Below are 23,047 nucleotides of genomic sequence, written 5' to 3' on the forward strand. Positions count from 1 at the left end.
GTCACGGCCCGATCACCAGTTCCGGGGTGTATCCCAACCCCCGCAACTGCTGCAGGGCCGGGTCCAGCTGTGCCGGATCGCGTGGCAGACGCACCCGCAGGCGCTGACCCGCTGCGCCGGGTGTGGCTTCTGCGTACGCCTGCAGGCCCAATGCCCGCACCTGCGCCACCGCCTGCGCGGCGCGTGCGGGGTCAAGGCCCTGCGCGAACTGCACAAGTTGCGCAGTGCCTTCCCCGGTCGGGTACAGGGCCGCCAGACTGGTGTTCTGCAATGGTCGCCCCTGGCCGTCGCGCGCGTTGCCCTGGCCGAGCGTACCCAGGTCCTGTGGCGGCAGCTGCGGCGCCGACAGCGCCGGCAATGCCCAGCTCTGCACCGGCTGTGCACCGGCCTGGGCGTTGCGCATGTAGTCGTAGCGATCGCGGGTCAGGCGCTGGCCGGCCGCCGGGTCACGCACCACGTGCGGTCGCAGGAACACCATCAGGTTGGTCTTGGCGCGCCTGCGCGTGTCGCTGCGGAACAACGCGCCCAGTACCGGAATCCGGCCCAGGCCCGGCACCGCGTCGCGACCGTGGCTGACGATGTCCTCGAGCAGGCCGCCCAGCACCATGATCTGGCCGTCGTCGAGCAGCACGCTGGTGTCCAGTGCCCGCTTGTTGGTGATGATGCCCTCGCTACCGGAGCTCTGCCCGTCGATGCTGCTCACTTCCTGATAGATGTCCAGCTTCACCGTCCCGCCTTCGGAGATCTGCGGGCGCACCCGCAGCTTCAGGCCGATGTCCTCACGCTCGATGGTCTGGAACGGATTGTTGCTGCCACCTCCGCCGTCGGTGACATAGCGGCCGCTGACGAATGGGACGGTCTGGCCGACCATGATGCTGGCGGCCTCGTTATCGAGCGTCATCAGGTTCGGCGTGGACAGGATGTTGGCACCGCCCTTGCTCTGCAGCGCGTTGGCCAGTGCCTTCATGTTGAGGATCTGGCCCACGCCCGGCAGCGTGATGGTGCCATCGATCACGCCCACGTTGAGGCCATCGCGCGGCAGCACGTCCAGCGTGGTGCGCGCCGTGCCATTGAGGCCGCTGCCGCCGGTCGCACCACCGAAGTGGGTGCCTGCGAACGTGCGGCCATTGCCCAGCATCCACTGCACGCCCAGTTCAGCGGCATCGGTCTGGTTGACTTCCACGATCAGGCTTTCCACCAGCACCTGCGCGCGCCGCTGGTCGAGCTGGTCGATCACCCGGCGCAGGTTGCGGTACACCGGCTCCGGCGCCGAGATCAGCAGCGTATTGGTGGCGACATCGGCCTGTACGGAGATGCCGTTCTGGCTGAAGCCACTGCTGCCGGCATCAGCGGGGTCGCGCCGGTCCGGATCGAGCCGCTGCGACGGCAGCGCATTGCCCGTGGCCCCGGCCTGCTGCGGCTGCGGCTGCGTCGGCGCGCTGCGAGCGGACCCGCCAGGCAGCGGCGTGATGCCCTCGCTGCTGCCCATCGCCTGCGCGTCGCTCTGCCCGGCCACCACGCCGCGCAGCACGCCCGCCAGCTGCGTGGCCTGTGCATTGCGCAGATAGACCACATGCAGGTTGCCGGACTCGTCCTGTGCCCGGTCCAGCTTCTCCACCAGCTGGCGTGCCAACCGCGTGCGCCCCGGGCTGCTGGAGCGCAGCAGCACGCTGTTGCTGCGCGGATCGGCCATCACCACCACCTTCTGGCCCGGCTCGGCGCCCTGCGCATCCAGCAACGGTGCGACCATCGCGGCCACATCCACGGCGATCCCCTGCTGCAGCTTGACCACGTCGGTGTCCATGCCAGCCGGGGTGTCCACGCTGGCGATCACCCGCGCGATGCGTTCCAGATTGTCGGCATAGTCGGTGATGACCAGCGTATTGTTGCCCGCGTTGGCGGTGATCGGGTTGTCCGGGCTGATCATCGGCCGCAGCACCGCGACCAGTGCGGCCGCATTCTCGTAACGCAGCGCGAAGGTCCGTGTGGCAACCTCTCCACCTGCCGCTCCGCCGCCTACCCGGCCGCCCAGCAGCTTGGCATCGGCCTGTGGCACGACCCGGCTGATGCCACCGTTCTCGACCACGGCGAAGCCACGCATGCGCAGTGCGCCGAGCAGAAGCTGATAGGCCTGCCCGCGACTGACAGGACCATCCGATACCACCGTCATCTTGCCGGTCACACGTGGATCGATCAGGAACTGGCGGCCGGTGAAACGCGCCGCCATCCGCAGCACGCCACCGATATCGGTATCCACCAGATTCAACTGAACCGGCTCGTCGCTGGCATCCTGCGCCCATGCCCGCGCGGGCAGGTGGACCATCCCCACGACCAGAGCCAGCACCGCGCCACAGGCAAGACCGTGCATCGACCTCATCGAAGCTCACCCGCAACGGCCTTCATCACGATGCTTCCTGAAATACGTGCCGCCGGCATATCCGCGTCCCCTGTGCGTTGCAGTTGCAGTCGTTGCAGTTCGATGGTCGGGTCGGCCAGCAGCGGCAGGAGCCAGTTCCAGAGCACATCGGCGGGCACCGACTGCACCTGCAGGTGCCAGCGTCCATCGCGCGCGTCGACCCGCACCCCATCGGCAAGGCCGGCGGCGGCGATCCGCGAACGCAGGCTGGCCAGTGTCGGCCGCTGCTCCCGGGCCAGGCGCTGGCGCTCGCGCGCGTCCAGCAAGGGCGCCAGTGCCCGCATCTGTGCCTGCAGGCGCGGCAGCTCAACCTGCCAGTAGCTGCGCTGCTTCAGCAGGGGCTCCAGCCAGAATGCCCACAGCGCAGCGGCCAGCAGTGCACCCACCATCGTCGTCAGCATGACGCGCTCGCGTAGCTGCAGGCGCCGCCAGCACTGCGACAGCGCCGCGATGCCGCCTTCCATCCACGCAGTCCGCACCCTCATCGGCTGCCCCCGGTGCTCAGCCGCAGGCGGCCACCGCCCTGGCGGACCAGCTGCAGGCCCTGCGCCTGCGCCGCCTGCTGCCATCGTTCCAGATGCTGCGCATCATCGGCCAGCGCCTGCGCATCGGCGTCCAGTTCCAGTTCAAGCGCGCCGGGCGTGTAGTCCATGCCGCGAACGCGGCCGGCCAGCTCCGGAACCGCCTGCAATGCCAGCGCGACCTGTTGCTGTATCCGCGGCAGTGGAGCCGTCTGCACCGGTGCGGCCAACGCACGCCGTGCCTGCAGGACCGGATCCAGTACCTCGGTGATTTCCGGATACTGCGCGCTGAACTGCCGCGTCATTTCCCGCTGCAACGCCTCACCTTCGCCGCGCCAGCGCGAGACCTGCAACTGCAGGCCCGTCGCGGCGAGCACCCCGGCCGCCAGTGCCAGCCCGATCGCCACTCGTGGCAGGCGTCGTCCGCCGCGCTGCAGCGGTAGTGCCCATGCCGGCAGCGGGCCGCTGGCCTCGCTGCCCGCGGCCACTGTGCTGGTCTGCAGGTGTCCGGGCCAACCCGAGGGCACCGCATGCACCCATTGCACGGCCTGCACGCCGGCCTGCTGCAGGCACAGGGAGGTTGCCTGCAGCACGCCTGCCACGTCGCGCCCGCCACTCCACTGCACGAAGCCGCGGTCGCGCCCGCTGCGTACCAGCAGGTGCTCGCCCTTCGCCTCCAGCGTGGCCCGCCCCTCCGTCCACGGCAGCAGCAGCGGCGTCGGGTACAGCCCCTGCAGGCTCAGGCCGCACGACGCCAGCAGCTGCTGCGCCTGGGCCACGGCCTGCTGGCCCAGCCATGCCACCGGCACGGTCCCGTCTGCCGCCTGCGGCCCATTGGCCAGCGCAACATCCTGCAGGTCGTCCAGCAGCATCGCCTCCACCTCGCCCTGCAGCGCGGCCTGCAGCCGGCGACCTGACAGCGGCGGCAGCTGCAGTTCCAGCAGGATCAGGTCATGCGGATCGAGGCAGGCGTGCACCTGTGCCTGCGGATGGCGCTGTCCCAACGCCGATAGCGCCTCGCAGCCATGCGCCGCCACGTCACCGCGTTGCAGTTGCGCCCACTCCACCCGGCTGTCGGCCTGCAGTCGATCCAGCGCCGGCAGGCGCACCCGCAGCTGCACGCTCATGCGCCGATCCTCGTCCATACACGCTGCACGCGCACGCTGTCATCGCGGTACTCACGCCAGATCAACGCGCGGAAATCGACGTCGCGGTCGTCTGCCTGGACCTGTCCGACCGCCAGGAACCATTCGCTGTGGATGCCCAGCGGCATCACCGACATCTGCTCGCTGCTCACCTGCAGGCGGTTGGCGATATCACCGCGGTTGAGCAGCCAGCGGCCGCCATCGCGCTCGTCCACCAGCGCCCGCAGCCGGCCCGGATCAGCGCCGGGTGCAACCGCCTGCAGCACGGCCAGGTCAGTCGTATTGGCGTTGACCAGCGTCTGCGCCGGCAACACCACCGTGCGCCGGGACAACGCCCGGACGGCGCGTGGCTCGGCACCGGCCAGCGCCTGCCCGATCAGGGCTTCGCGCGGCAGGGGCGCCTGCGCGGCGCGATCACCGTCGCGCAGCCGTGCCTGGATGTGGTCCGCGGCACCGCTGCATGCGGCCGCAGACACCCCCTGCTCCACGCACAGCGCCACGAAGGCCTGCCGCGCCTGCGCATCCGGTTGGCCCTGCGACAACAGGTTGCGCAGGTTGAACAGCGACTGCGCGTCCACCATCTGCAGGCGCACCGGCAGCGGCGCATCCAGCTGCACCGGCCGTGCCCAGCGACCGTCGCGCACGGTGGTCAGCTGCTCGCGCGCGTCGTCACGAAGCTGCTGCCCCGCGCGCTCCAGCGCGGCATCCACGGCCATGCGTACCTGCGCCCGCAGCTGGTCGCCACGCAGCGCACGCAGCTGCGCGGCCTGGCGGGTCAGCAGCGCGGTCGCGATCACCGCCACCAGTGCGACCACCAGCATCGCGACGATCACCGCCATGCCCTGCTGGCGACGACACGGAAAGGCTGCCATCGGAGGCGACATCGGTGGACCTCAAAGCTGCCAGGAGCCGATGTCCGCATTGCCGGCATCACCTCCGGCCTTGCTGTCCGCGCCAAGGGAGAACACGTCGATGTCGCCGTGCGCGCCCGGGTTCTGGTACTGGTACGGATGCCCCCACGGGTCGTTCGGCAGGCGGTCCAGATAGGGGGTTGTCGGCATCGCGCCGCTGCTCTGGGGCGGCGCCACCAACGCCTGCAATCCCTGCTCGGTGCTGGGGTAGCGGCCATTGTCCAGGCGATAGAGCTTCAGCGCCTGCATCAGTGCGGCGATGTCCTGGCGTGCCGCCACCACCCGCGCCTGATCGGGACGATCCATCAGGCGCGGCACAATCAGTGCGGCAAGAATGCCGATGATCACCACCACCACCATGATCTCGATCAGGCTGAAACCGTGCTGCCGGGCCCTGCCACCACGAAGCTGTCTTGCCATTGTTCCGCCCTCGTCATCCTGGAAGGGACCGCTGCACCATGGTCAGCGGCGCATGTGTCAGTACGATAAACATCCACCTGCAATTCGCTGCTGCTCCACCCTGTCTGCGCTGGCGCCCGCCGGCGGCACGCCAGCCGACTGCAGCAGCGTTGCAGGTACTGCCGCCAACGCGCCTTCTACGCAGCGACGCAGCAGCGGGTGGCGACTGGCCTGCAGGATCCGCACGCATTGCGTCGGCGACCACGCGCTGCCACGGCCGAAGCCGACGAAGCGGCGGTACACCTGGTGATGGCGCAGGTCATCGTGTACCCGTTGCGCGCTGTCCAGTGCCTGCACCCACAGCAGCAGAACGGCACGCTGCAGCATGCGGACATCGTCCATGTCCAGGGGCAGCGTCGCGATGGCTGCCTCCGGCCACGCCGGCAGTTGCGCATCGGTTGCGCGGCGCAGCGCCAGCAGCGGATGCGCCTCGACGTCCAGCGCCGCCCATCGCGCGGCGTCCGCCCAGGCGTCGCTGGAAAGCACCCAGACCCACGGATGCCCGTAGCGCTGTACGCACAGCGGCGCGTGCCGGGCCTGTTCCAGCGACCGGCTCAGGTGACGATCCAGCTCGAGCATGCTGATCCTGCGACGTTCCGCCATCGACGCTGCCTGCGCTCCACGACGCGGATGCGCCGTACTCTGGAGAAGACGTCAGCAGGGTCAATGAAGCGACAGCGCGTTGCGCGTGATGTGCCGTGCGTTGCGCTTCAGCCGCTCTGTCACAGCGACGTCATGCGCCTGCAGGCATCGGCATCCAGCAACGGAGCGATGCCGCCGCATTGTCGTGCCAGCACCATCACGTCGGGACGTCGGGCAAATGCGGACAGCAACCCGGCCGCGTCCGCGTCGGCCAGCAACGCGGCCGTGGCCTGGCGCAGTGCCGGCAACTGCCATCCGTCCATCGCGCTCACCGCACCGGCCACGAACCAGTGCCACAAGCGGTGATGGATCACCTGGTCGTGCAACTGTGGCAGGCCCTGTATGCCATGCATCGCCATCAGCAGCAGACCGCGGGCCGCCATTGCCGGTGATACGCTGCCCTTCTCCGGCAGCGACAGCGCCTGCTGCAACCTCAGCAGGGCAGCCAGCGGATGGTCCTGCGGGTCGAAATCCAGCAGCACGGACTGTTCCTGCCACTGCGGATCGGAGACCACGCAGACCCAGGGCGATCCATAGCGGTGCACCGTCAATGGACGCCGCTGCGTGGTCTCCAGCAATGCGGACAGGTTGCGTCGCAGGTCGAGCACACCGATGGTCTCGTTGCGCATTCCTTGGCTTCTCCTTGCATGCGGCAGCCACACGACGCGCGTGGCCGGGGACTCTACCCCAGGACGGCGATACCGCCCGGGAAGCGACGCAGCTCCAACGACAGCGTCAACCGCAGCTGTTCCAGCGCCGCGTCCGGGTCATCGATGCGGAAGCGACCGCTGACCGGCGCACGCGCCTGTGCGCCGTCACCGAGCAGGACCCTGCCGCGGCGATAGCGATTGATCTCGTCCACCACCTCGCGCAACGGCGCGCGGCGGAACACCAGCATGCCTTCGGTCCAGGCGCTGACCTCGCCGGCCACGGCCTCGGCCACCACGCCGCTCAGGCGTTCGTCGTAGCGGGTCTGCTGTCCGGCCTGCAGCCGCAGCCGGCCCTGCGGGTGCTCGATGCGGGCGCTGCCGCGCAGGCACGTCACCCGGACGTGTCCCCCGGTATTGCGCACGTCCAGCCGGGCTGCGTCCTCATCGGCGATCACACAGCCCGGCCCCGCGTACAGTGCGAGGCGTGAACCCGCAGCGGTCTCGAATGCCGCCTGCCCCTGCACCAGCTCGTAACCCTCGCCACCCGCACCCATCCGGCGCCGCAGACTGCTCTGCGTATCCAGCTCCAGCGTCAACTGCGGCGTCAGCGCAAGCTGGAGGCGCTCGCCGGTGCCGGTATGGAAGTCGGCCGCCATCGCACTCACCGACGGCCACAGCCCCAACGGTGGACGGATCGCTGCCACCACGGCGAGGCTGGCGGGGGCGGCGATGGCCGCCCCCAGGAATGCACGCCGGCTCCATCGCCGTGCCAGGCCCGGTGCCTGCGGCTGGCGCGCCGCAGCCGGGACCTGCTCACCGGCCACGCGCACCTGCTCCCATTGCCGCCGCGCACGGGCAAACGCTTCGCGGTGACGCGAATCGGTCGCGCACCATTGGCGGAACCTGCGTCCGTCGGCTGCCGTGGCCTCGCCCGACGTCAGACGCACCACCCAGGCGTGGGCCTGGCGCTCCACGGCGTCAAGCGTGCGGTGCGGGCGATCATCAGGGTCCATGCGCAGTCCAGCCATGCCCGCACGCTGCGGGGTTCTGCTCGGCGTCAAAGTGTAGACGGACGCCGCCGGTCAGAACCGCACCTGCCGGTCCTGCCCGCTGCGCTCGGCCAGATAGTCCTGGGCCGCTTTCAGTTCGCGCTGCACCAGCCGCAGCGACACGCCCAGCTGCTCGGCCACGTCCCGCTGCTGCAGGCCGTCCACGCGGATCGCCAGCAGGATCCGGCGGCGGCGTTCGGGCATGCGGTGCAGCAGGCCGACCATTTCTTCGAGGGCACGATCAAGCTCCGCAGCCTGAGCCGGACCGGGGCCCGGATCGGCCATCTCCATCAGCGCGTCCACTTCTTCCAGGCTGAGCAGGCGATGGTCGGCGCGCTGCCGATCGATCACGGTGTTCATCGCCATCCGCAGCAGATAGGCCGCCGGATTCTGCACCGGGTCCAGCCGGTCGCGGCGTGCGCTCAGGCGCATCCAGGTGTCCTGCAGCGCATCGCCTGCCAGCTCTTCCGAGCCCAGCTTGCGCACCAGCCGGCGCTTGAGTTCATCGTAAGCCCCCAGCAGGTGATCCATCAGGTCCACCGCCCCGGCCGTTCCGTTGCTCATGTTCGAATCCTTGAAATCATGGAAGGGGCTGCCGCCGGCCACAGTCGTGGTCGGCACGGGAGGGCTGGATCTGCAGCGTCACCGGCTGCGGCAACGCGGCGGCGTCGATGGACGGCGCCAGCCTGCCGATGGCCAGCAACAGGCGCCGATCGCGCCGGGCGTCGCCGCTGCCGACGAGCAGTTCGGCATCGTCGACATGGCCCTCGGCGGTGATGCGGAAACGCAGCGTCGCCGCGTAGCGGCCCGGTGCGAGCAGGGGGTCGTCACAGAACGCGTCGCGCAGCCGCTGCTGCAGCCCGCCAAAACGACGGCTGCGCTCGGATTCCGGCAGCAGGCCGACGGTACCGGCCGCGCGTTCGGGTTGCGCGCCCAGCCGAAGCACCACGCGCTGCGCGCCGATCACCTCGGCTTCGACGCCGGTCTCCTGCAGCAGGGTCTGCAGCGCCTGCAGCGGCGGCAGGCTGGCGTGCAGCGGGTAACTGCGCCGACCGGCAGCGAGTTCGCCGGCGTACATCACCGACCACCCGCTGCTGACGCTGAAGCGCTCCACTGCCTGCTCCAGCGGCTGCGCCGGAATGTCGTAAGCACGGACGTCGTCCTCGGCCGTGGCGACGAAGGCCAGCAGCAGCCACGCAGCGATGGCCACTCTCCATGTTCTGACCGCGTGGCGTCCATCCAGCCCCCTGACGTTGAACACATGACCCTCGGCAGCGACAGCAGCTGTGACGGAGGCAGGCGGCACGACCGGGAGGTCGCCCGCGCGCGCCCGGCAAGCGGGGTCAGACCCTACCGGGGGCAGATGTCATTGCGATGACCACCGCACCGGGGGCCGGCGCGGCGTGGCCTCAAAGCGGCAGCCGGGTGGTCTGCTTGATCCGCTGCATCGGGATCTCGGTCTTGGTGTTCTGCACCCCGGCGATCCTGTTCAGATGCCGGATCTGGAACTGGCGATACGCATCCAGGTCGGCCACGGCCACCCGCAGCAGAAAATCGCAATCGCCTGCCATCAGATGACATTCAAGCACTTCCGGCAGGGACTTGATGCTGTTTATGAAGTGGTTGGTGGTGTCCTCGTCCTGCCCACGCAGCCAGACCCGCACGAATACGGTGAAGCCCCGTCCAACCTTGGTCTCGTTCAGCAGCGCCACGTAGCGGTCGATGTAGCCGCCCTCCTCCAGCAGGCGGACCCGGCGCAGGCAAGCCGACGGCGAAAGACCGACCTGCCTGGCCAGCTCCAGGTTCTGCAGACGACCATCGACCTGCAGCGCCTCGAGAATCCGGCGATCAAGGTTATCGAGTTGAGATTGCATTGGATTTCAGCCTTATGACCATCTGCCGCATCAGATGCGCAACATTCTCAATTGAATGGCATCAACGCAACCCGATTTCGTGCCGTCGCCGCTACGATGAAGCCCCCTCACTCGCTTCCGCTACATGGACGCCCAACCCTCCCTCCTTCCGCCTGACGCCCCCTGCCACGTCATGCCCCGCGCCGAGTTCCTGCGCGGCCTGCGCGCTGCCGTGCCGGTGATGATCGGCTTCGTTCCCTTCGCCCTGGTGCTCGGTGCACAGGCTGCGCAGAAGGGCCTGTCGGCGCTTGAAGTACCGCTCATGACCGGGCTCAACTTCGCCGGCGGCTCGGAGTTCGCCGCCATCGAGCTGTGGACGTCACCTCCGCACATCGCGCTCATCGTAGCGATCACCGCGCTGGTCAACAGCCGCCATCTGTTGATGGGGGCCAGCCTGGCACCGCTGCTGCAGCACCTGCCACGCCGTCGCACGCTGCCGGCGTTGTTCTTCATGTGTGACGAAAGCTGGGCCCTGGGTGTCGCCGACGCGCGGCGGCGCATGCACGGTTTCAGCCTCGCCTACTACCTGGGCACCTCGGCCGGCCTGTATGGGGTCTGGGTGACCTGCACGACGCTGGGCGCGATCGCCGGCCCGCTGCTGGGCGACATCCATGCCTATGGATTCGACATGGCCTTCCCCGCAGTGTTCCTGGTGCTGCTGCGTGGCATGTGGCAGGGCCTGCGCGCAGCGCGGCCCTGGCTGGTCAGCCTGCTGGTGGCCGCAGGCACCCATCTGCTGGTTCCGGGCGCCTGGTACGTCGCCAGCGGTGCGCTGGCCGGGCTGGTGGCCGCCTGGCTGCTGGCGGAGGACGCGGCATGATCCAGTGGAGCTCGCTGCTCACCATCGTGCTGATGGCAGCCGTTACCTACCTCACCCGCATCATCGGCTTCCTGGCCCTGCGCAACCGCACCCTCGGCAAGCGTGCGGTGACGGTCATGGAGGCCGCGCCGGGCTGCGTGCTGATCTCGGTGATCGCCCCGGATTTCGTTGCCGACAAGCCCGCCGATCTGGCTGCGCTGGCCATCACCCTGCTGGCCGCCACCCGGCTGTCGATGCTGCCGACCGTGCTGATCGGCGTGGTCTCGGCCGGGTTGCTGCGCCATCTGCTGGGCTGATTCACGGCAGGCCGGGCGGGACCCGGCGCTGCCGATCGGTCTTCGCGCCGAGCGGGCGCGCTGCAATCAGGCGCTGCTGGCCGCGAGCAGGCACAGGCTGCGCGGCGGCAGGGTCCAGTCGCCGGTGCCGTCCTGCTCCAGCGGCGCCTCGTCGGTCTGCAGCAGTACGCGCCGGAACGACAGCGCCTGATCCGATACGCGGAACCGCTGCGGCTGGTCTCCGGCATTCAACAGCAGGGCGAGGCTGACATGCCGCCCGGGCTCACGCAGGCCGCTGTCGGGGCTTCGACCGTCCAGCACAATCAGCAGCGCGCGCAGTTCGGGGTCGTGCCAGTCCGCCTCCTCCATGCTGCGGCCGTCCGGATGCCGCCAGTCGATATCGCGCAGGCCCAGCGCTTCATCGTATTCACCGCGCAGGAACCGGTTCCTGCGCAGCAGGCCATAGCGCCGGCGCAGCGATAGTGCACGCCGCACGAATGCCACCTGCGCCTGCGCCGCCGGCTGCGAGGCACGCTCCCAGTCGATCCAGCTCAGCGGGTTGTCCTGGCAGTACGCGTTGTTGTTCCCCTGCTGCGAATGGCCGAACTCGTCGCCGGCCAGCAGCATGGGCGTGCCCTGCGACAGCAGCAGCGTGGCCAGCAGGTTGCGCATCTGCCGTGCACGCAACGAGAGGATCGCCGGATCATCGGTGTCGCCCTCCACACCGTGGTTGCTGGAAAGATTGTGCGAATGGCCATCGCGGTTGTCCTCGCCGTTGGCCTCGTTGTGGCGGTCGTTGTAGCTCACCAGATCGTGCAGGGTGAACCCGTCGTGTGCCGTTACCAGGTTGATGCTGGCCGACGGCCGCCTGCCGTGGTGTTCGAACAGGTCGGCCGAGCCGGTGAAACGGGTGGCGAACTCCGGCAGCTGCCCGCCATCGCCACGCCACAGCGCGCGCACTGTATCGCGGAAGCGGTCGTTCCATTCCGCCCAACCCGGCGGGAACTGGCCCAGCTGGTAGCCGCCCGGGCCGATGTCCCAGGGCTCGGCGATCAGCTTCACCTGGCTCAGGACCGGGTCCTGGCGTACCGCATCGAGGAAGCTGCCCGAGGCGTCGAAGCCATGGCGCTCACGGCCAAGAATGGTCGCCAGGTCGAAGCGGAAACCGTCCACCCGCATCTCGGTCACCCAGTAGCGCAGCGAGTCCATCACCATGCGCAGCGCGCCGGCATTGGTCAGGTCGAACGTGTTGCCGGTGCCGGTATCGTTGATGTAATAGCGGCGATCATCGGCCAATCGGTAGTAGCTGGCATTGTCGATGCCCTTGAACGACAGCGTGGGGCCCAGCTCGTTGCCCTCGGCGGTGTGGTTGTAGACCACGTCCAGGATCACTTCGATGCCGGCATTGTGCAGCCGCGCGACCATCTGCTTGAACTCGGCCACGGTGCCCGTCGACAGGTAACGCGGCTGCGGGGCGAAGAAGCCGATGGTGTTGTACCCCCAGTAGTTGCGCAGCCCACGCTCGAGCAGCTGCTGGTCGTCCACGTAGGCGTGCACGGGCAGCAGCTCGATGGCGGTCACACCCAGATGGCTCAGGTGGTCCACCACCGCATCATGCCGCAGTGCAGAGAAGGTGCCGCGCTCGGCCTGCGGGACATCAGGATGCTGCATGGTCAACCCGCGCACGTGCGCTTCGTAGATCACCGTCCTGTCCCAGGCCGTTTCGGGTGCACGCTCGACACCCCAGCTGAAGGCCGGATCGATCACGGCGCAGCGTGGCATGTAGCTGGCGCTGTCGCGGCGGTCGAAACTGAGATCGCCATCGCGATGGCCCAGGGTGTAGCCGAACAGGTGGGGCGCCCACTTCAGCTCGCCGACGATCTGCTTGGCGTAAGGGTCCAGCAGCAGCTTGTTGGGATTGAAGCGATGCCCTTCCTCCGGCGCATACGGACCGTGCACCCGGTAACCGTAGCGCTGCCCGGGCCTTACATCGGGCAGATAGCCGTGCCAGATCTCATTGGTGTACTCGGGCAGCGCGATGCGTTCGACCTCGCGGTTGCGCGCGTCGAACAGGCAGAGTTCGACCCGGGTGGCATGCCGCGAGTACAGCGCGAAGTTCACGCCCAGCCCGTCCCAGGTTGCACCCAGCGGGAAGGGCCGGCCTTCGCGCACGCGCGAGGTCTGTGCCCACTTACGGCTCGCCATCGCTGCCCTCCTCGCCGCGCGCCGCGGCAATCTCGGCCTCCACCAGCCGCTCGGCCATGTGCCAGTGCCGCTGCTGCTGGTCGTCCGGGCGCCCTTCCGCTTCCCATATCTGGTGAGCCAATGCCTCAATCCGCTGCCGTCGTTCCCTGCTGTCCATCCCTACCCGTCTCCTCGTTGATCCATACCGCCAGCGGGCTGCCAGCCAGAAGCCGTGCTGCATCCGCGGTTTCATTGAAATGTTCGATGCGTCCGTCCAGGAGGTTGCGCATGCGTCCTGCCGGAAGCCCGCGCAGCGTTGGGCCGGTGGCGACGTCACGCACAACGTTCAGGCCGGGCCCGGGCATGGCGATGGGCGAGCCACGCTGCACGATCACCAGCAGTACCTGCGTCTGGTGGCTGCGCACGAACGCCAGCCAGGGCGAGCGCGCAGGCGCGGACAGCGGCTGCAGCTCGCCGTACAGGAAAAGGTGCGGGTGCCTGCGGCGGCAATCCAGCAGCTGCCGCAGCAGGAATGCCTTGATGCCGCCGTCCCGCCAGTCCTGCAGCAGCGCGGGCCAGGAGCGCGTGTCCCGCAGCCATGCCTGCCGCGCCGGATAGTCCACGGCCCGGCGGTTGTCCGGGTCCACCAGGCTCAGGTCCCAGCCTTCGCCGCCTTGATAGAGGTCAGGCACACCGGGCAGGCAGTGCTGCAGGCACAGCTGTGCCAATCCATTGCAGGCGCCCGCCGGCGCGATGCGGGCCACGAAGGCCGCCAGCGCCTCGCGCACCGGCAGCAAGGGTGCTCCCTCCAGCAGCGCGTGCAGCCACTGCACGGCGGCGTCCTCCACTGCCACATCGGGATCGGACCAGTTGCTGATCCGTTTGCCCTCGCGCAGGGCCTTGGTCAGCCAGTCCGCCATCCTCGATGCGAAGTCGGCACCGGGGGCGCCCTGCATCGGCCACGCCGCCACCAGCGCCTGCCACAGCGCATACGCTTCGGCGCCCGGCAACGGCAGCGGCATGCCGGCCTTGGCGGCCATCCGGCTCCAGCGCCGTGCAGCATCCCGCCACTCCGCCGTGCAGGTGCTGAGCACCGCCAGCCGCGCCCGGCTGTCGCTGCCCCGCTTGTGATCGTGGGTCGCCAGCGCAAGCAGTGCCTCGGGATGGCGTCGCAGGCGCCGCGCTGCATGCTGCAGCAGCTCGCGTCCCTGCATGCCCAGCCGCTGCGGATCACTGCCGACTTCGTTGCGTGAGAGCAGTCTGAAGTAACGATAGAAGCCGGTATCCTCCACCGACTTGGCGTTCAACGGCGCGGCCAGCTGCCCGAATCGCACGCGCAGCTCGCTTTCAGCCGGTGGCTGGCCGGGAAGTGCCTGCAGCAGCAGGTCCAGTGCCGCCCGTCCGGCACCGTCCAGCGCGGCTCGCGCGGCGGCAGCAGCGGCGACCAATGCCTTCCGCTCACCCGCGTCACGCAGCGAATACGGGCGATAGGTGCGGTAGTGCCGCAGCAGCGCGGCCAGCGCGCGCGCCAGGGCGGCCGTACCGATGTCGGCCTCGGCCAGCCGGGGCTGCAGAACCTGCTGCGCATTGCGCAGCAGGCGCTGGAAGTCGGTGTGAAGCGACTGGCGCAGCAGCATCCCGCGCGCGTCCTGCTGTATCTGGTCAAAGTCGCGCGTGTCGCCGCTCGCCGCCTTCCAGGCGCGTGAGAGCGCGGGCGCCGCTGCCGGATCGTGCAGCCACGCGCCAGCCTGGTCCATGAAGTCATAGCCGGTGGTCCCGTCGCAGGCCCACCCCTCGGGCAGCTGCTCGCCCTCGGCCAGTATCTTCTCGACGTGCAGAGTCACCGCCTCCGGATCACGGCTCCCGGCCGCGCAGGCAGCGTTGATCGCTTCGCGCAGGCGCTGCAGATAGGTGCCGGGCGACGACAGGCCGTCCACATGGTCGATGCGCAGGCCATCCACCCAGCCCTCACGCACCAGCCGCAGCGGCAGCGCATGCACCGCTTCGAACACCTCGTCGCGCTCCACCCGCAGCGCGGCCAGTTCGTTGATATCGAAGAAGCGCCGGTAGTTCACCTGATCGCCTGCCGTGCGCCACCACGCCAGCCGGTAGTGCTGCCGCTGCAGCAGTGCCTGCAACCGCTCGACGCTGCGGTTGCAGCGTTCGGCCCACGCCGGCCACTGCGCGGCGTCCAGGGGATGACTGCGCGGCGACAACGGCAGGACCAGCCCATGATGGCGCAACCCTGGCCGCTCATCGTCCACCCCCACCCGCAGTACGCCGTCGCGCACGGCATCGTGCAGTGGCCGGTCCAGCACCGGCAACCATAGCCGGCCTTCGCAGCCCGGCGCCTCCCAGTCGATGTCGAACCAGCCCGCGTGGCGGCTTCGACGCCCGTGCATCAGCACATCGCTCCACCAGTGGCTGTGCGGGGATGCCGCCAGATGGTTGGGCACGATGTCCAGGATCAGACCCAGGCCGTGTGAGCGCGCCGCGGTGGCCAGCTGGCGGAAGGCCGCTTCGCCGCCCAGCTGCGGATTGATGCTGGCCGGGTCGATGCCATCGTAGCCATGTGTGGACCCCGGCACCGCAACCGCGATCGGCGACAGGTAAAGGTGACTGACGCCCAGTGCGGCGTAATACGGCACCTGCGCTGCGGCCGCCTCAAGGTCGAAGCCTGCATGCACCTGCAGGCGCGCGGTGGCACGCAACCTCGTCATCGCCCTGCCCTGCGGCGCGTGCTGCTCAGGCGCGCCAGCCGCGCATCGGCGGCGGCACCGTCCCACGCCAGCGGCAACCGCCGGCGCCAGTTCGGATGTCCGCTGACGGTGCCTGGCAGGTTCACCTGTGCACGGCTGCCCAGCACATCTTCCAGTGGCAGCAGCGCCAGCCGCGACGCTGCATGGGCAACCAGTGACAGCGCTCCGTCCTCCACGGTCGCGCCGCCACCACCGCAGACTGCGGCCAGCGCCTGCACGTCCCGCGCGCGCGCGCGCAGTGCCGCCGGCAGGTCCTCCAGCTCACCCAGGCGGGCACGCCAGCGCAGGTCGCGCCCGCGCAGCCAGCCGGCCAGTGGTGGCAGGTCGTGGGTGGACGGCATGGCCACCGCATCGCGGCGCCACCGCGGCGCCGGCAGGAAGCGCTCGCCGTTGCGGGCGAACGGCAGCACCTCGATGCCCAGGATGCCCCGGGCTGCCAGCCGCTGGCGGATGCCCGGCGGCACCACCCCCAGGTCTTCACCGATCAGCACGCAGCGATGCCGCCACGATTCCAGCACCAGCAGATTGATCAGGTCATCGAATGGATAGCGCAGGTACACGCCCTGCCCGGCGCCAGCGCCGTGAGGCAACACCCACAGCCGCTGCAGGCCGAGGATGTGGTCGATGCGCAGGCCACCGCGGCCGGCCATCACGGCGCGCAGTACGCGGATGAACGGTGCAAAGCCCTCGCGGTGCAACGCCAACGGTGACCAGCTGGTGATGCCCCAGGCCTGGCCGAGCGGATTGAACGCATCCGGCGGCGCACCCAGTTCAAGCCCCTGCAGCAGATCGGCCCCACCGGTGCGTGCCTCGACGCCCTGCGGTGCACAGCCCACGGCCAGATCGGCAATCAATCCGATCGACGCGCCATCACTGCGCAGCGCCGCGTGCACCTGCACCCAGCCCTGCTGCGCCAGCCACTGCGCAAATGCATGGTCGTCGGCGCTCCCGGTGATCCCGTCGGCGGCATGCTGGCAGTAGCGCAGCAGCGGTTCGCCCTGCGCATCGCACCAGGTCTCGATCTGCTCGCACTGTGCCGGTGCCTGCTGCCGCAGCCATTGGCGCACCTGTCGCATCCAGCGCCACTTCAATGCCGCCGAGTGCGGCCAGTCAATGCGGCGTGCAGCGGTGGCGGCATCAATTGCCATCGCCAGTGCCTCGTCCTGGCGCAGCACGCTGTCGGCAGCCTCCGGCAGCACCTGCGGAAGAGATACCTGCAGCGGATCGAGCCAGCGCCGGTCACTGGGCGAATAGGGGCTGTAGCCCGGGCCGGGTGGCAAGCCGGCGTGCAGCGGACTCAATGCCAGTGCATCGCCTCCATGCCGCTGCAGAAGCTCACGCCACCGTGTGCAGCCGGCGCTGTCACCGATGCCTGCATCGCCGCGGGCGCGCAGACTGTAGACCTGCGCCGACAGACCCCAACCGCGCAGCATGCGCGGTGGCCACCAGGCTCGCGGCGGCGCCACCGCGACCGCCTGTTGCCGCCCGCCCCGGCGCCACTGCCAATAGCCCGGTTGATCCGGAACGCGCCAGCGCCCCTGCGCATCAGGCCGTGCTGGCAGCTCGCGCCCCTGTTCATCCACCCAGCACGCCGCCCCCGTCGCCTCCGGCATCACCAGTACCTGGCCACAGCAGGCGGTGAGCAAGCGGGCGCGCACCGGCGCACCATCGCAGTGCAGCCCTTCCAGCACCGCCCGAAGCACGTCCGGCGCGACTTCGCGCTCGACGCCGGCCACGTCGGTCCAGCGCTCCAGGAGACCTGCCCGGCGTGCGGCGTCCCGAACCGATATATCCGTCCTCATGCCGCCACCCAGCACGCAACAACACTGCCGCCTGCCGGCAGCACACCGGCAATGTCGGGACCCACAACGCGCTCGCCGGCCGGCACCGCATGCGCCACGGGCCGTGGGCCCACATTGATCGCGATCCACCATTGGCCCGATGGCAGCTGCCAACCCGCCTGCACCGCCCCCTCGCCAAGCACCCGCGCACCCAGCGACCGGGCCTGCAGCAGGCCGGGCTGCAGATAGCGTCTGCGCAGGGCCAAAAACCCGCCTGTGCAACGCAGCCATTGCTGCGACCAGGGATCATCGCCGGGCGGCGGCGTGTACGAGACCTGCAGGGTGGCCGGATCGTTCGGGTCCGGAATACGCGCACGCGAGGCGGCATCGGCGAAGGCACTGAAGCCGGAAAACTCGCGGCGACGTCCCTCGCGCACCGCCTCGTCCAGCGGCGGCGCATAGTCGGTGAAGAACAGGAACGGCGACCGCGCCTGCCACGGTTCACCCATGAACAGCAGCGGGATCATCGGCGTCAGCAGGGTCAGCGCCAGTGCCGCGCGCAGCCGCGCCGGATCCACCAGCATCGACAGGCGCTCGCCGAAGGCACGGTTGCCCACCTGGTCGTGGTTCTGCGCGAATACAACGAAACGCGCGGGCGACAGGTCGCTGCTGGGTTCGCCGCGGGGATGGCCGCCCAGGTCAGGCTCACCCTGCCAGGCGAATCCTTCTGCCAGGCAGCGGGCCAGCAGCGCGTCGGCGCGACCGGCGTAGGCCACGTAATAGCCTTCCTGCTCGCCGGTCAGCATCACGTGCAGCGCGTTGTGGAAGTCGTCGTTCCATTGCCCCTGATAGGCACCGCGCAGCCACCGCGCCTGGTTGCGTTCGTTCTCCAGCACCAGGTGCGCGTGCGGCACCTCCGCGCGCACCTCATCGGCCAGCTGCTGCAGGAAGCGGTCATCGTCGATGGCGTGTACCGCGTCCAGGCGCAGCCCATCGAAGCCATAGTCGCGCAACCACATCAGCGCATTGTCGATGAAGAAGCGCCGCACCCAGGGCTGGCGGAAGTCGATCGCCTCACCCCAGGGGGTGCTGCGATCGTCACGGAAGAACGCCCGCGCGTAGTCACGCAGAGGGTTACCCTGCGGTCCGAAGTGGTTGTAGACCACATCCAGCAGCACCGACAGTCCGGCATCATGCGCCGCGTCGATGAAAGCCTTCAGCGCTGCCGGCCCGCCGTAGACATGGGCCGGTGCGTAGGGGAACACACCGTCGTAGCCCCAGTTGCGCCGGCCGGGAAACTGCGCAACCGGCATCAGCTCGATGGCGGTGATGCCCGTTGCGGCCAGCATCGGCAGCTGCGCGGTCAGTGCAGCGAGGCCGCCGCCTGCCTCGATGTGCACCTCACAGATGACCAGGTCCTGCCAGGCGGGCCCCTGCCACGTGGCCTGCGCCCTGCCGGTGTCCAGCACCACGGCGCTGTCGCCATCGATGCCGTCCGGCTGCCAGCGCGAGGCCGGATCTGGCACGTCCTGGCCTGAAGGGAGGCGGAACCGGTACCGGTCGCCATGCGATGCCTGTGTCCGCAGCCAGTGGCAACCGTCCGGCTCGCGTTGCATCGGCCGCAGCGCACCCTGCAGGCACAGCGTCATCGTGTCTGCGTCCGGCGCCCACACACGGAACTCCACCCCCTCACCGGCCGCACGCCAAGCGCCCAGACGCGGGGACGCTGTGGTCATGCATCAACCTGCAGGTACAGCGTGGACAGCGGCGGCAGGGTCAGCCGCAGCGACTGGGCGTGGCCATGCATCGGCCTTGGCTCGGTCTGCACCGCTCCGAGGTTGCCCGCATTGCCGCCGTTGTAATGCGCGCTGTCGGTGTTGAGGCGTTCCGTCCAGCGCCCCGGTTGCGGCACACCGACCCGGTAACCCTCGCGCAGCACCGGGGTGAAGTTGCTCACCACCAGCAGGGTGCGGCCGCTGCCGGCAGGATCCCGGCGGATGAAGGCATACACGCTGTTGCGGCTGTCATCGGCCACGCTCCAGTCGAAACCGCGTTCATCGCGCTCGTCACGATGCAGCGCGGGTTCGGAGCGGAGCACGGCATTGAGGTCGCCCACCAGACGCGACAGGCCCCGGCCCTCACTGCTGGTCGCCTGTTCCCAGTCCAGTGCTGCATCGTGCGACCACTCATGTCCCTGGCCGAACTCGCCGCCCATGAACAGCAGTTTGCTGCCCGGGTGCGCCCACATGAAGCCGTAATACGCACGAAGCTGGGCCAGCCGCTGCGCCGGTTCGCCTGCCATCTTGGCCAGCAGCGCGCCCTTGCCATGCACCACCTCGTCATGCGACAGCGGAAGCACGAAGCGTTCTGAGAAGGCGTAGACCAGGCCGAAGCTGATCTCGCTGTGGTGATGCTGGCGATGGACAGGATCGCGCCCCAGGTACTGCAGGGTGTCGTGCATCCAGCCCATGTTCCATTTGTGGGTGAAGCCAAGCCCGCCCTCCTCCACCGGCGCGGTCACCCCCGGCCACGCGGTGGATTCCTCGGCAATCACCAACACGTCCGGGAAGCGCTCACGCAGGGTCTGGTTCATCCGCCTCAGGAAGGCGACCGCCTGCAGGTTCTCTCGCCCGCCCTGCTCGTTGGGTATCCACTCACCGTCAGCACGGCTGTAATCCCGGTACAGCATGGACGCCACTGCGTCCACGCGCAGTCCGTCGATGTGGAACCGCTCCACCCACTCCAAGGCACTACCGATCAGGTAAGCGGCCACTTCGTTGCGGCCATAGTTGTAGATCAGCGTGTCCCAGTCGGCGTGCACCCCTTCGCGCGGGTCGGCATGCTCGTACAACGCGGTTCCGTCGAAACCGGCCAGGCCATGCGCGTCGTTGGGGAAGTGTGCGCTCACCCAGTCCACGATCACCCCCACTCCGGCCTGGTGACAGCGATCCACGAAGCGCGCGAAGGCGTGCGGCGTCCCATGGCGCGCCGTCGGTGCGTAGATCCCCAGCGGCTGATAGCCCCAGGAACCGCCGAAGGGATGCTCGCTGACCGGCAGCAGTTCGATGTGGGTGAAGCCGAGTCCGGCCACGTACGGAATCAGCCGGTCGGCCAGCGCATCCCAGTCCAGCGATGCGCCATCATCGCCGCGCTGCCAGGAGCCCGCATGTACCTCGTAGATGGACAGCGGCGCGCTGGCGCCCGCCTGGCGCCGGGCCGCCCTCCAACCCTCGTCATGCCACTGCATCGGCGCCGCCGAAGGCACGCGTGAGGCGGTGGCCGGTGGCAGTTCGGCCCAGCGCGCCATCGGGTCGAACTTGTCGGGCATCACCTGGCCATCAGCGCCGACAATGCGGAACTTGTAGCGGGCACCGGCCTGCACGCCGGGCAGGAACAGTTCCCACACGCCTGCCGCATGGCGCAGCCGCATCGGATGGCGTCGGCCATCCCATCCGTTGAAATCGCCGACCACGGCGACCCGCCGCGCATTGGGCGCCCACACCGCGAATCTCACGCCGGCGATCCCCTGCACCTGCATCGGGACCGCGCCCAGCTGGCGCGCCGCATCGGCATCACCAGCATGGAAGCGTTGCAGCAGCGCTTCGTCCAGCAGCGGGCCGAAGGCATAGGCATCGTGCACCTGCTCCACACCCTGCTCGAAATGCAGGGCAAGCAGCGGCACCGCCGCTTCACCGGCGGCGCCCTCGAACAGGCCGGGCAAGGGGCCCGGGTGCAGATCCCAGCGTCGCCCGTCCTCTCCGATCACCTCGACGCGCTGCGCGTGCGGCACCAGCACGCGCAACCGCCGTTCACCCTCGCGCTGGCGGTGCGGGCCCAGCCAGGCAAATGCATCTGCCGGGCGGGCATGGACGAGGTCCTCCAGCGCCGGCGCGATGCGGTGATCCAGTGCTGTGTCTGCGGTGGTGTCGTCCTCGAGGGCGGCCAGATGCGTGCTGTCGTGGCTCATGCGGCCACCTGGCAGGTCTGCTGGTACAGCGCCAGATAGGCTCGCCCGGCCGCATCCCAGCCGCCCGGCCGCAGCATGGCGGCGCGGCGCATGGCCTGCAGCAAGCCTGGCAGACGGAAGGTGCGCATCGCCCGCTCCACGCAGCGGCGCAGGCCATCGGCATTGGCACCGTGGAACAGGAAACCGGTCACGCCATCCTCGACGGTGTCCACCAGCCCGCCCGTCGCATGCGCGACCGGCAGGCAGCCGAAGCGCTGCGCGTACATCTGGCTGAGCCCGCAGGGTTCAAAACGCGAAGGCATCAGCAGGAAGTCCGCGCCGGCGAACATCTGGCGCGCCAGCGCTTCCTCGAACCCGATGAATGCGCCCACCCGGCCCGGGTAGCGCCGGGCCAGCGCCTGCACCTGTGCTTCCACCTGCGGCTCGCCGCCGCCGATGACGACCAGCTGCCCCCCGGCCGCGACGATCTGTGGCGCCACGTCACAGGTGATGTCCAGCCCCTTCTGGTGCACCAGGCGGGAAACCACCGCGAACAGCGGGCCGGTCGAGGGCGCCAGGCCGAACGCCCTGCGCACCGCATGTGCGTTGGTCGCGCGTCCGGTCCATTCGCCGATGCCGAAGTGCGCCTTGAGGTGGATGTCGCGTCGCGGATCCCAGCTGGCGTCGATGCCGTTGACGATGCCGCTCAGGTGACCGCCAGCGGCGCGCCGGGCCAGCAGGTCATGCAGTCCGCATCCATCATCAGGGGCGGTGATCTGCTGTGCATAGCGCAGGCTGACTGTGTTCAGCCGCGTGGCATTGGTGATGCCGCCCTGCAGGAATGACATCTGTCCGTGGAAGTGCAGTTCATCCAGGTGCGCGGCCGGTACGCCCAGCACCGGCGCAAGCGCATACGGGAACAGGCCCTGGTAGGCCAGGTTGTGGATCGTCAACAGCGTCGGCACGGCCGTCCGGTCCCAACGCACGTAGGCGGCGGCCATGGCCACCGGCCAGTCATTCAGGTGCAGCAGCTGCGGTGACCAGTCCAGCCCGGCACGCCCGGCCGCAATCTCCGCAGCCGCGTGTGACAGCGTGGCGAAGCGAACCGCGTTGTCCTTCCACTCCTGTCCCTGCCCATCCACGTAGGGCGAGCCTTCCCGCTCATACAGCTCAGGCGAGAGCAGCACGTAGATCGGCAGGCCGTCGGCCTGCACCGCCATGCCGATGGTGCACGCAGGCAGGCCGGCCCTTGGGCTGACCTGCCCCACCGGCCGCAGCTGCGGCAGGCGCTGCAGCACCTCCGGGTAGCCGGGAAGCAGCACGCGCGAATCACACGCGCCGCGCACCGCGCGTGGCAGGGCCGCGGCCACATCGCCCAGGCCTCCCGCCTTGACGAAGTCGGCCATTTCGGTCGCGACAAACAGCACGCGCTGTACCAGTTCCGGCAACTTCAACGGCTGTGAGTGGCCCCGGCGGGTCCCGATTGGTACAGGTGCACCGGGAGGCGTCGCAACGGGTGAGGCGGACTGGACGACGCGGGCCATGGCGATGATCTCGGAAGTGTTCAGGCAGACGG

20 protein-coding genes are annotated in these 23,047 nt (G+C 69.3%); 2 read left to right on the top strand and 18 right to left on the bottom strand.

The features are described from left to right. Position 1: 1 nt before the first annotated feature. The 11 genes from gspD to AC5P5M_RS12070 form a co-directional block, all read right to left on the bottom strand. Positions 2-2,377, bottom strand: coding sequence for a type II secretion system secretin GspD (gene gspD / locus AC5P5M_RS12020; RefSeq protein ID WP_495205937.1), 2,376 nt, complete (start codon positions 2,375-2,377; stop codon positions 2-4). After that, positions 2,374-2,901, bottom strand: a complete 528-nt coding sequence (locus AC5P5M_RS12025; RefSeq protein ID WP_253161711.1) for a type II secretion system protein M — start codon at positions 2,899-2,901, stop codon at positions 2,374-2,376. Before AC5P5M_RS12025 ends, gspD begins: the two co-directional genes overlap by 4 nt. Beyond that, positions 2,898-4,064: a type II secretion system protein GspL gene (gene gspL / locus AC5P5M_RS12030; protein WP_495205938.1), complete on the bottom strand. Its 1,167-nt coding sequence runs from the start codon at positions 4,062-4,064 to the stop codon at positions 2,898-2,900. The genes AC5P5M_RS12025 and gspL overlap by 4 nt, the downstream gene beginning before the upstream one ends. Continuing rightward, positions 4,061-4,921, bottom strand: a complete 861-nt coding sequence (gene gspK / locus AC5P5M_RS12035; protein WP_111186859.1) for a type II secretion system minor pseudopilin GspK — start codon at positions 4,919-4,921, stop codon at positions 4,061-4,063. Before gspK ends, gspL begins: the two co-directional genes overlap by 4 nt. Before the next feature lie 54 nt (positions 4,922-4,975). Then, positions 4,976-5,413 (bottom strand): type II secretion system major pseudopilin GspG, encoded by a 438-nt coding sequence (gene gspG, locus AC5P5M_RS12040; protein WP_065176116.1) that lies wholly within the window; start codon positions 5,411-5,413, stop codon positions 4,976-4,978. A 57-nt stretch (positions 5,414-5,470) separates the two neighbouring features. Further along, the gene (locus AC5P5M_RS12045; protein ID WP_495205939.1) at positions 5,471-6,031 is read right to left on the bottom strand and encodes a hypothetical protein; all 561 of its coding nucleotides are present in this window, start codon (positions 6,029-6,031) and stop codon (positions 5,471-5,473) included. A 143-nt stretch (positions 6,032-6,174) separates the two neighbouring features. Then, on the bottom strand, positions 6,175-6,723 hold the full coding sequence (locus AC5P5M_RS12050) for a hypothetical protein (RefSeq protein ID WP_495205940.1): 549 nt from the start codon (positions 6,721-6,723) through the stop codon (positions 6,175-6,177). Between the two features lie 53 nt (positions 6,724-6,776). After that, positions 6,777-7,757: a FecR family protein gene (locus tag AC5P5M_RS12055; RefSeq protein ID WP_476343098.1), complete on the bottom strand. Its 981-nt coding sequence runs from the start codon at positions 7,755-7,757 to the stop codon at positions 6,777-6,779. A gap of 69 nt (positions 7,758-7,826) precedes the next feature. After that, on the bottom strand, positions 7,827-8,357 hold the full coding sequence (locus AC5P5M_RS12060; RefSeq protein WP_494531403.1) for an RNA polymerase sigma factor: 531 nt from the start codon (positions 8,355-8,357) through the stop codon (positions 7,827-7,829). A 16-nt stretch (positions 8,358-8,373) separates the two neighbouring features. After that, positions 8,374-9,054 (bottom strand): TonB-dependent receptor, encoded by a 681-nt coding sequence (locus AC5P5M_RS12065; protein WP_053516350.1) that lies wholly within the window; start codon positions 9,052-9,054, stop codon positions 8,374-8,376. Positions 9,055-9,202: 148 nt separating this feature from the next. After that, positions 9,203-9,667 (bottom strand): Lrp/AsnC family transcriptional regulator, encoded by a 465-nt coding sequence (locus AC5P5M_RS12070; protein ID WP_128988259.1) that lies wholly within the window; start codon positions 9,665-9,667, stop codon positions 9,203-9,205. Positions 9,668-9,791: 124 nt separating this feature from the next. Here AC5P5M_RS12070 and AC5P5M_RS12075 point away from each other — a divergent pair, with 124 nt between their 5' ends. Together AC5P5M_RS12075 and AC5P5M_RS12080 are read left to right on the top strand one after the other, a co-directional pair. Then, entirely contained in the window at positions 9,792-10,526 is a 735-nt protein-coding gene (locus AC5P5M_RS12075; protein WP_495205941.1) for an AzlC family ABC transporter permease, read from the top strand. After that, a complete protein-coding gene (locus AC5P5M_RS12080) occupies positions 10,523-10,822 on the top strand; it encodes an AzlD family protein (protein ID WP_053516356.1) in 300 nt (99 codons plus the stop codon). Before AC5P5M_RS12075 ends, AC5P5M_RS12080 begins: the two co-directional genes overlap by 4 nt. Before the next feature lie 66 nt (positions 10,823-10,888). On the opposite strand, the gene glgX is transcribed toward AC5P5M_RS12080, so the two are convergent. From glgX to glgA, 7 genes are read right to left on the bottom strand one after another with little or no spacing between them, the layout of a single operon-like run. Continuing rightward, positions 10,889-13,006, bottom strand: coding sequence for a glycogen debranching protein GlgX (gene glgX / locus AC5P5M_RS12085; RefSeq protein ID WP_197571115.1), 2,118 nt, complete (start codon positions 13,004-13,006; stop codon positions 10,889-10,891). Then, the gene (locus AC5P5M_RS12090; RefSeq protein WP_080375226.1) at positions 12,993-13,163 is read right to left on the bottom strand and encodes a DUF2934 domain-containing protein; all 171 of its coding nucleotides are present in this window, start codon (positions 13,161-13,163) and stop codon (positions 12,993-12,995) included. The genes glgX and AC5P5M_RS12090 overlap by 14 nt, the downstream gene beginning before the upstream one ends. After that, the gene (treY, locus tag AC5P5M_RS12095; RefSeq protein ID WP_495205942.1) at positions 13,132-15,705 is read right to left on the bottom strand and encodes a malto-oligosyltrehalose synthase; all 2,574 of its coding nucleotides are present in this window, start codon (positions 15,703-15,705) and stop codon (positions 13,132-13,134) included. The genes AC5P5M_RS12090 and treY overlap by 32 nt, the downstream gene beginning before the upstream one ends. Then, complete coding sequence (locus AC5P5M_RS12100) at positions 15,702-17,546, bottom strand: 4-alpha-glucanotransferase (RefSeq protein ID WP_495205943.1); 1,845 nt, start codon at positions 17,544-17,546, stop codon at positions 15,702-15,704. The genes treY and AC5P5M_RS12100 overlap by 4 nt, the downstream gene beginning before the upstream one ends. Next, positions 17,543-19,261, bottom strand: a complete 1,719-nt coding sequence (treZ, locus tag AC5P5M_RS12105) for a malto-oligosyltrehalose trehalohydrolase (protein ID WP_495205944.1) — start codon at positions 19,259-19,261, stop codon at positions 17,543-17,545. The genes AC5P5M_RS12100 and treZ overlap by 4 nt, the downstream gene beginning before the upstream one ends. Continuing rightward, positions 19,258-21,492, bottom strand: coding sequence for a 1,4-alpha-glucan branching enzyme (locus tag AC5P5M_RS12110; RefSeq protein WP_495205945.1), 2,235 nt, complete (start codon positions 21,490-21,492; stop codon positions 19,258-19,260). The genes treZ and AC5P5M_RS12110 overlap by 4 nt, the downstream gene beginning before the upstream one ends. After that, a complete protein-coding gene (gene glgA, locus AC5P5M_RS12115; RefSeq protein ID WP_180875273.1) occupies positions 21,489-23,015 on the bottom strand; it encodes a glycogen synthase GlgA in 1,527 nt (508 codons plus the stop codon). Before glgA ends, AC5P5M_RS12110 begins: the two co-directional genes overlap by 4 nt. Positions 23,016-23,047: the final 32 nt, after the last annotated feature.

The organism is Stenotrophomonas sp. YJH_SMC_106-19 (assembly GCF_059368375.1).

Coding starts and splice junctions, on each gene's coding strand:
- treZ (WP_495205944.1), bottom strand. CDS start 19,261: ATGACCACAGCGTCCCCGCGTCTGGGCGCTTGGCGTGCGGCCGGTGAG.
- AC5P5M_RS12060 (WP_494531403.1), bottom strand. CDS start 8,357: ATGAGCAACGGAACGGCCGGGGCGGTGGACCTGATGGATCACCTGCTG.
- AC5P5M_RS12100 (WP_495205943.1), bottom strand. CDS start 17,546: ATGAGGACGGATATATCGGTTCGGGACGCCGCACGCCGGGCAGGTCTC.
- AC5P5M_RS12055 (WP_476343098.1), bottom strand. CDS start 7,757: ATGGACCCTGATGATCGCCCGCACCGCACGCTTGACGCCGTGGAGCGC.
- AC5P5M_RS12045 (WP_495205939.1), bottom strand. CDS start 6,031: ATGCTCGAGCTGGATCGTCACCTGAGCCGGTCGCTGGAACAGGCCCGG.
- glgA (WP_180875273.1), bottom strand. CDS start 23,015: ATGGCCCGCGTCGTCCAGTCCGCCTCACCCGTTGCGACGCCTCCCGGT.
- gspD (WP_495205937.1), bottom strand. CDS start 2,377: ATGAGGTCGATGCACGGTCTTGCCTGTGGCGCGGTGCTGGCTCTGGTC.
- gspG (WP_065176116.1), bottom strand. CDS start 5,413: ATGGCAAGACAGCTTCGTGGTGGCAGGGCCCGGCAGCACGGTTTCAGC.
- AC5P5M_RS12080 (WP_053516356.1), top strand. CDS start 10,523: ATGATCCAGTGGAGCTCGCTGCTCACCATCGTGCTGATGGCAGCCGTT.
- AC5P5M_RS12025 (WP_253161711.1), bottom strand. CDS start 2,901: ATGAGGGTGCGGACTGCGTGGATGGAAGGCGGCATCGCGGCGCTGTCG.
- treY (WP_495205942.1), bottom strand. CDS start 15,705: ATGACGAGGTTGCGTGCCACCGCGCGCCTGCAGGTGCATGCAGGCTTC.
- glgX (WP_197571115.1), bottom strand. CDS start 13,006: ATGGCGAGCCGTAAGTGGGCACAGACCTCGCGCGTGCGCGAAGGCCGG.
- AC5P5M_RS12075 (WP_495205941.1), top strand. CDS start 9,792: ATGGACGCCCAACCCTCCCTCCTTCCGCCTGACGCCCCCTGCCACGTC.
- AC5P5M_RS12090 (WP_080375226.1), bottom strand. CDS start 13,163: ATGGACAGCAGGGAACGACGGCAGCGGATTGAGGCATTGGCTCACCAG.
- AC5P5M_RS12050 (WP_495205940.1), bottom strand. CDS start 6,723: ATGCGCAACGAGACCATCGGTGTGCTCGACCTGCGACGCAACCTGTCC.
- AC5P5M_RS12070 (WP_128988259.1), bottom strand. CDS start 9,667: ATGCAATCTCAACTCGATAACCTTGATCGCCGGATTCTCGAGGCGCTG.
- AC5P5M_RS12110 (WP_495205945.1), bottom strand. CDS start 21,492: ATGAGCCACGACAGCACGCATCTGGCCGCCCTCGAGGACGACACCACC.
- gspL (WP_495205938.1), bottom strand. CDS start 4,064: ATGAGCGTGCAGCTGCGGGTGCGCCTGCCGGCGCTGGATCGACTGCAG.
- gspK (WP_111186859.1), bottom strand. CDS start 4,921: ATGGCGGTGATCGTCGCGATGCTGGTGGTCGCACTGGTGGCGGTGATC.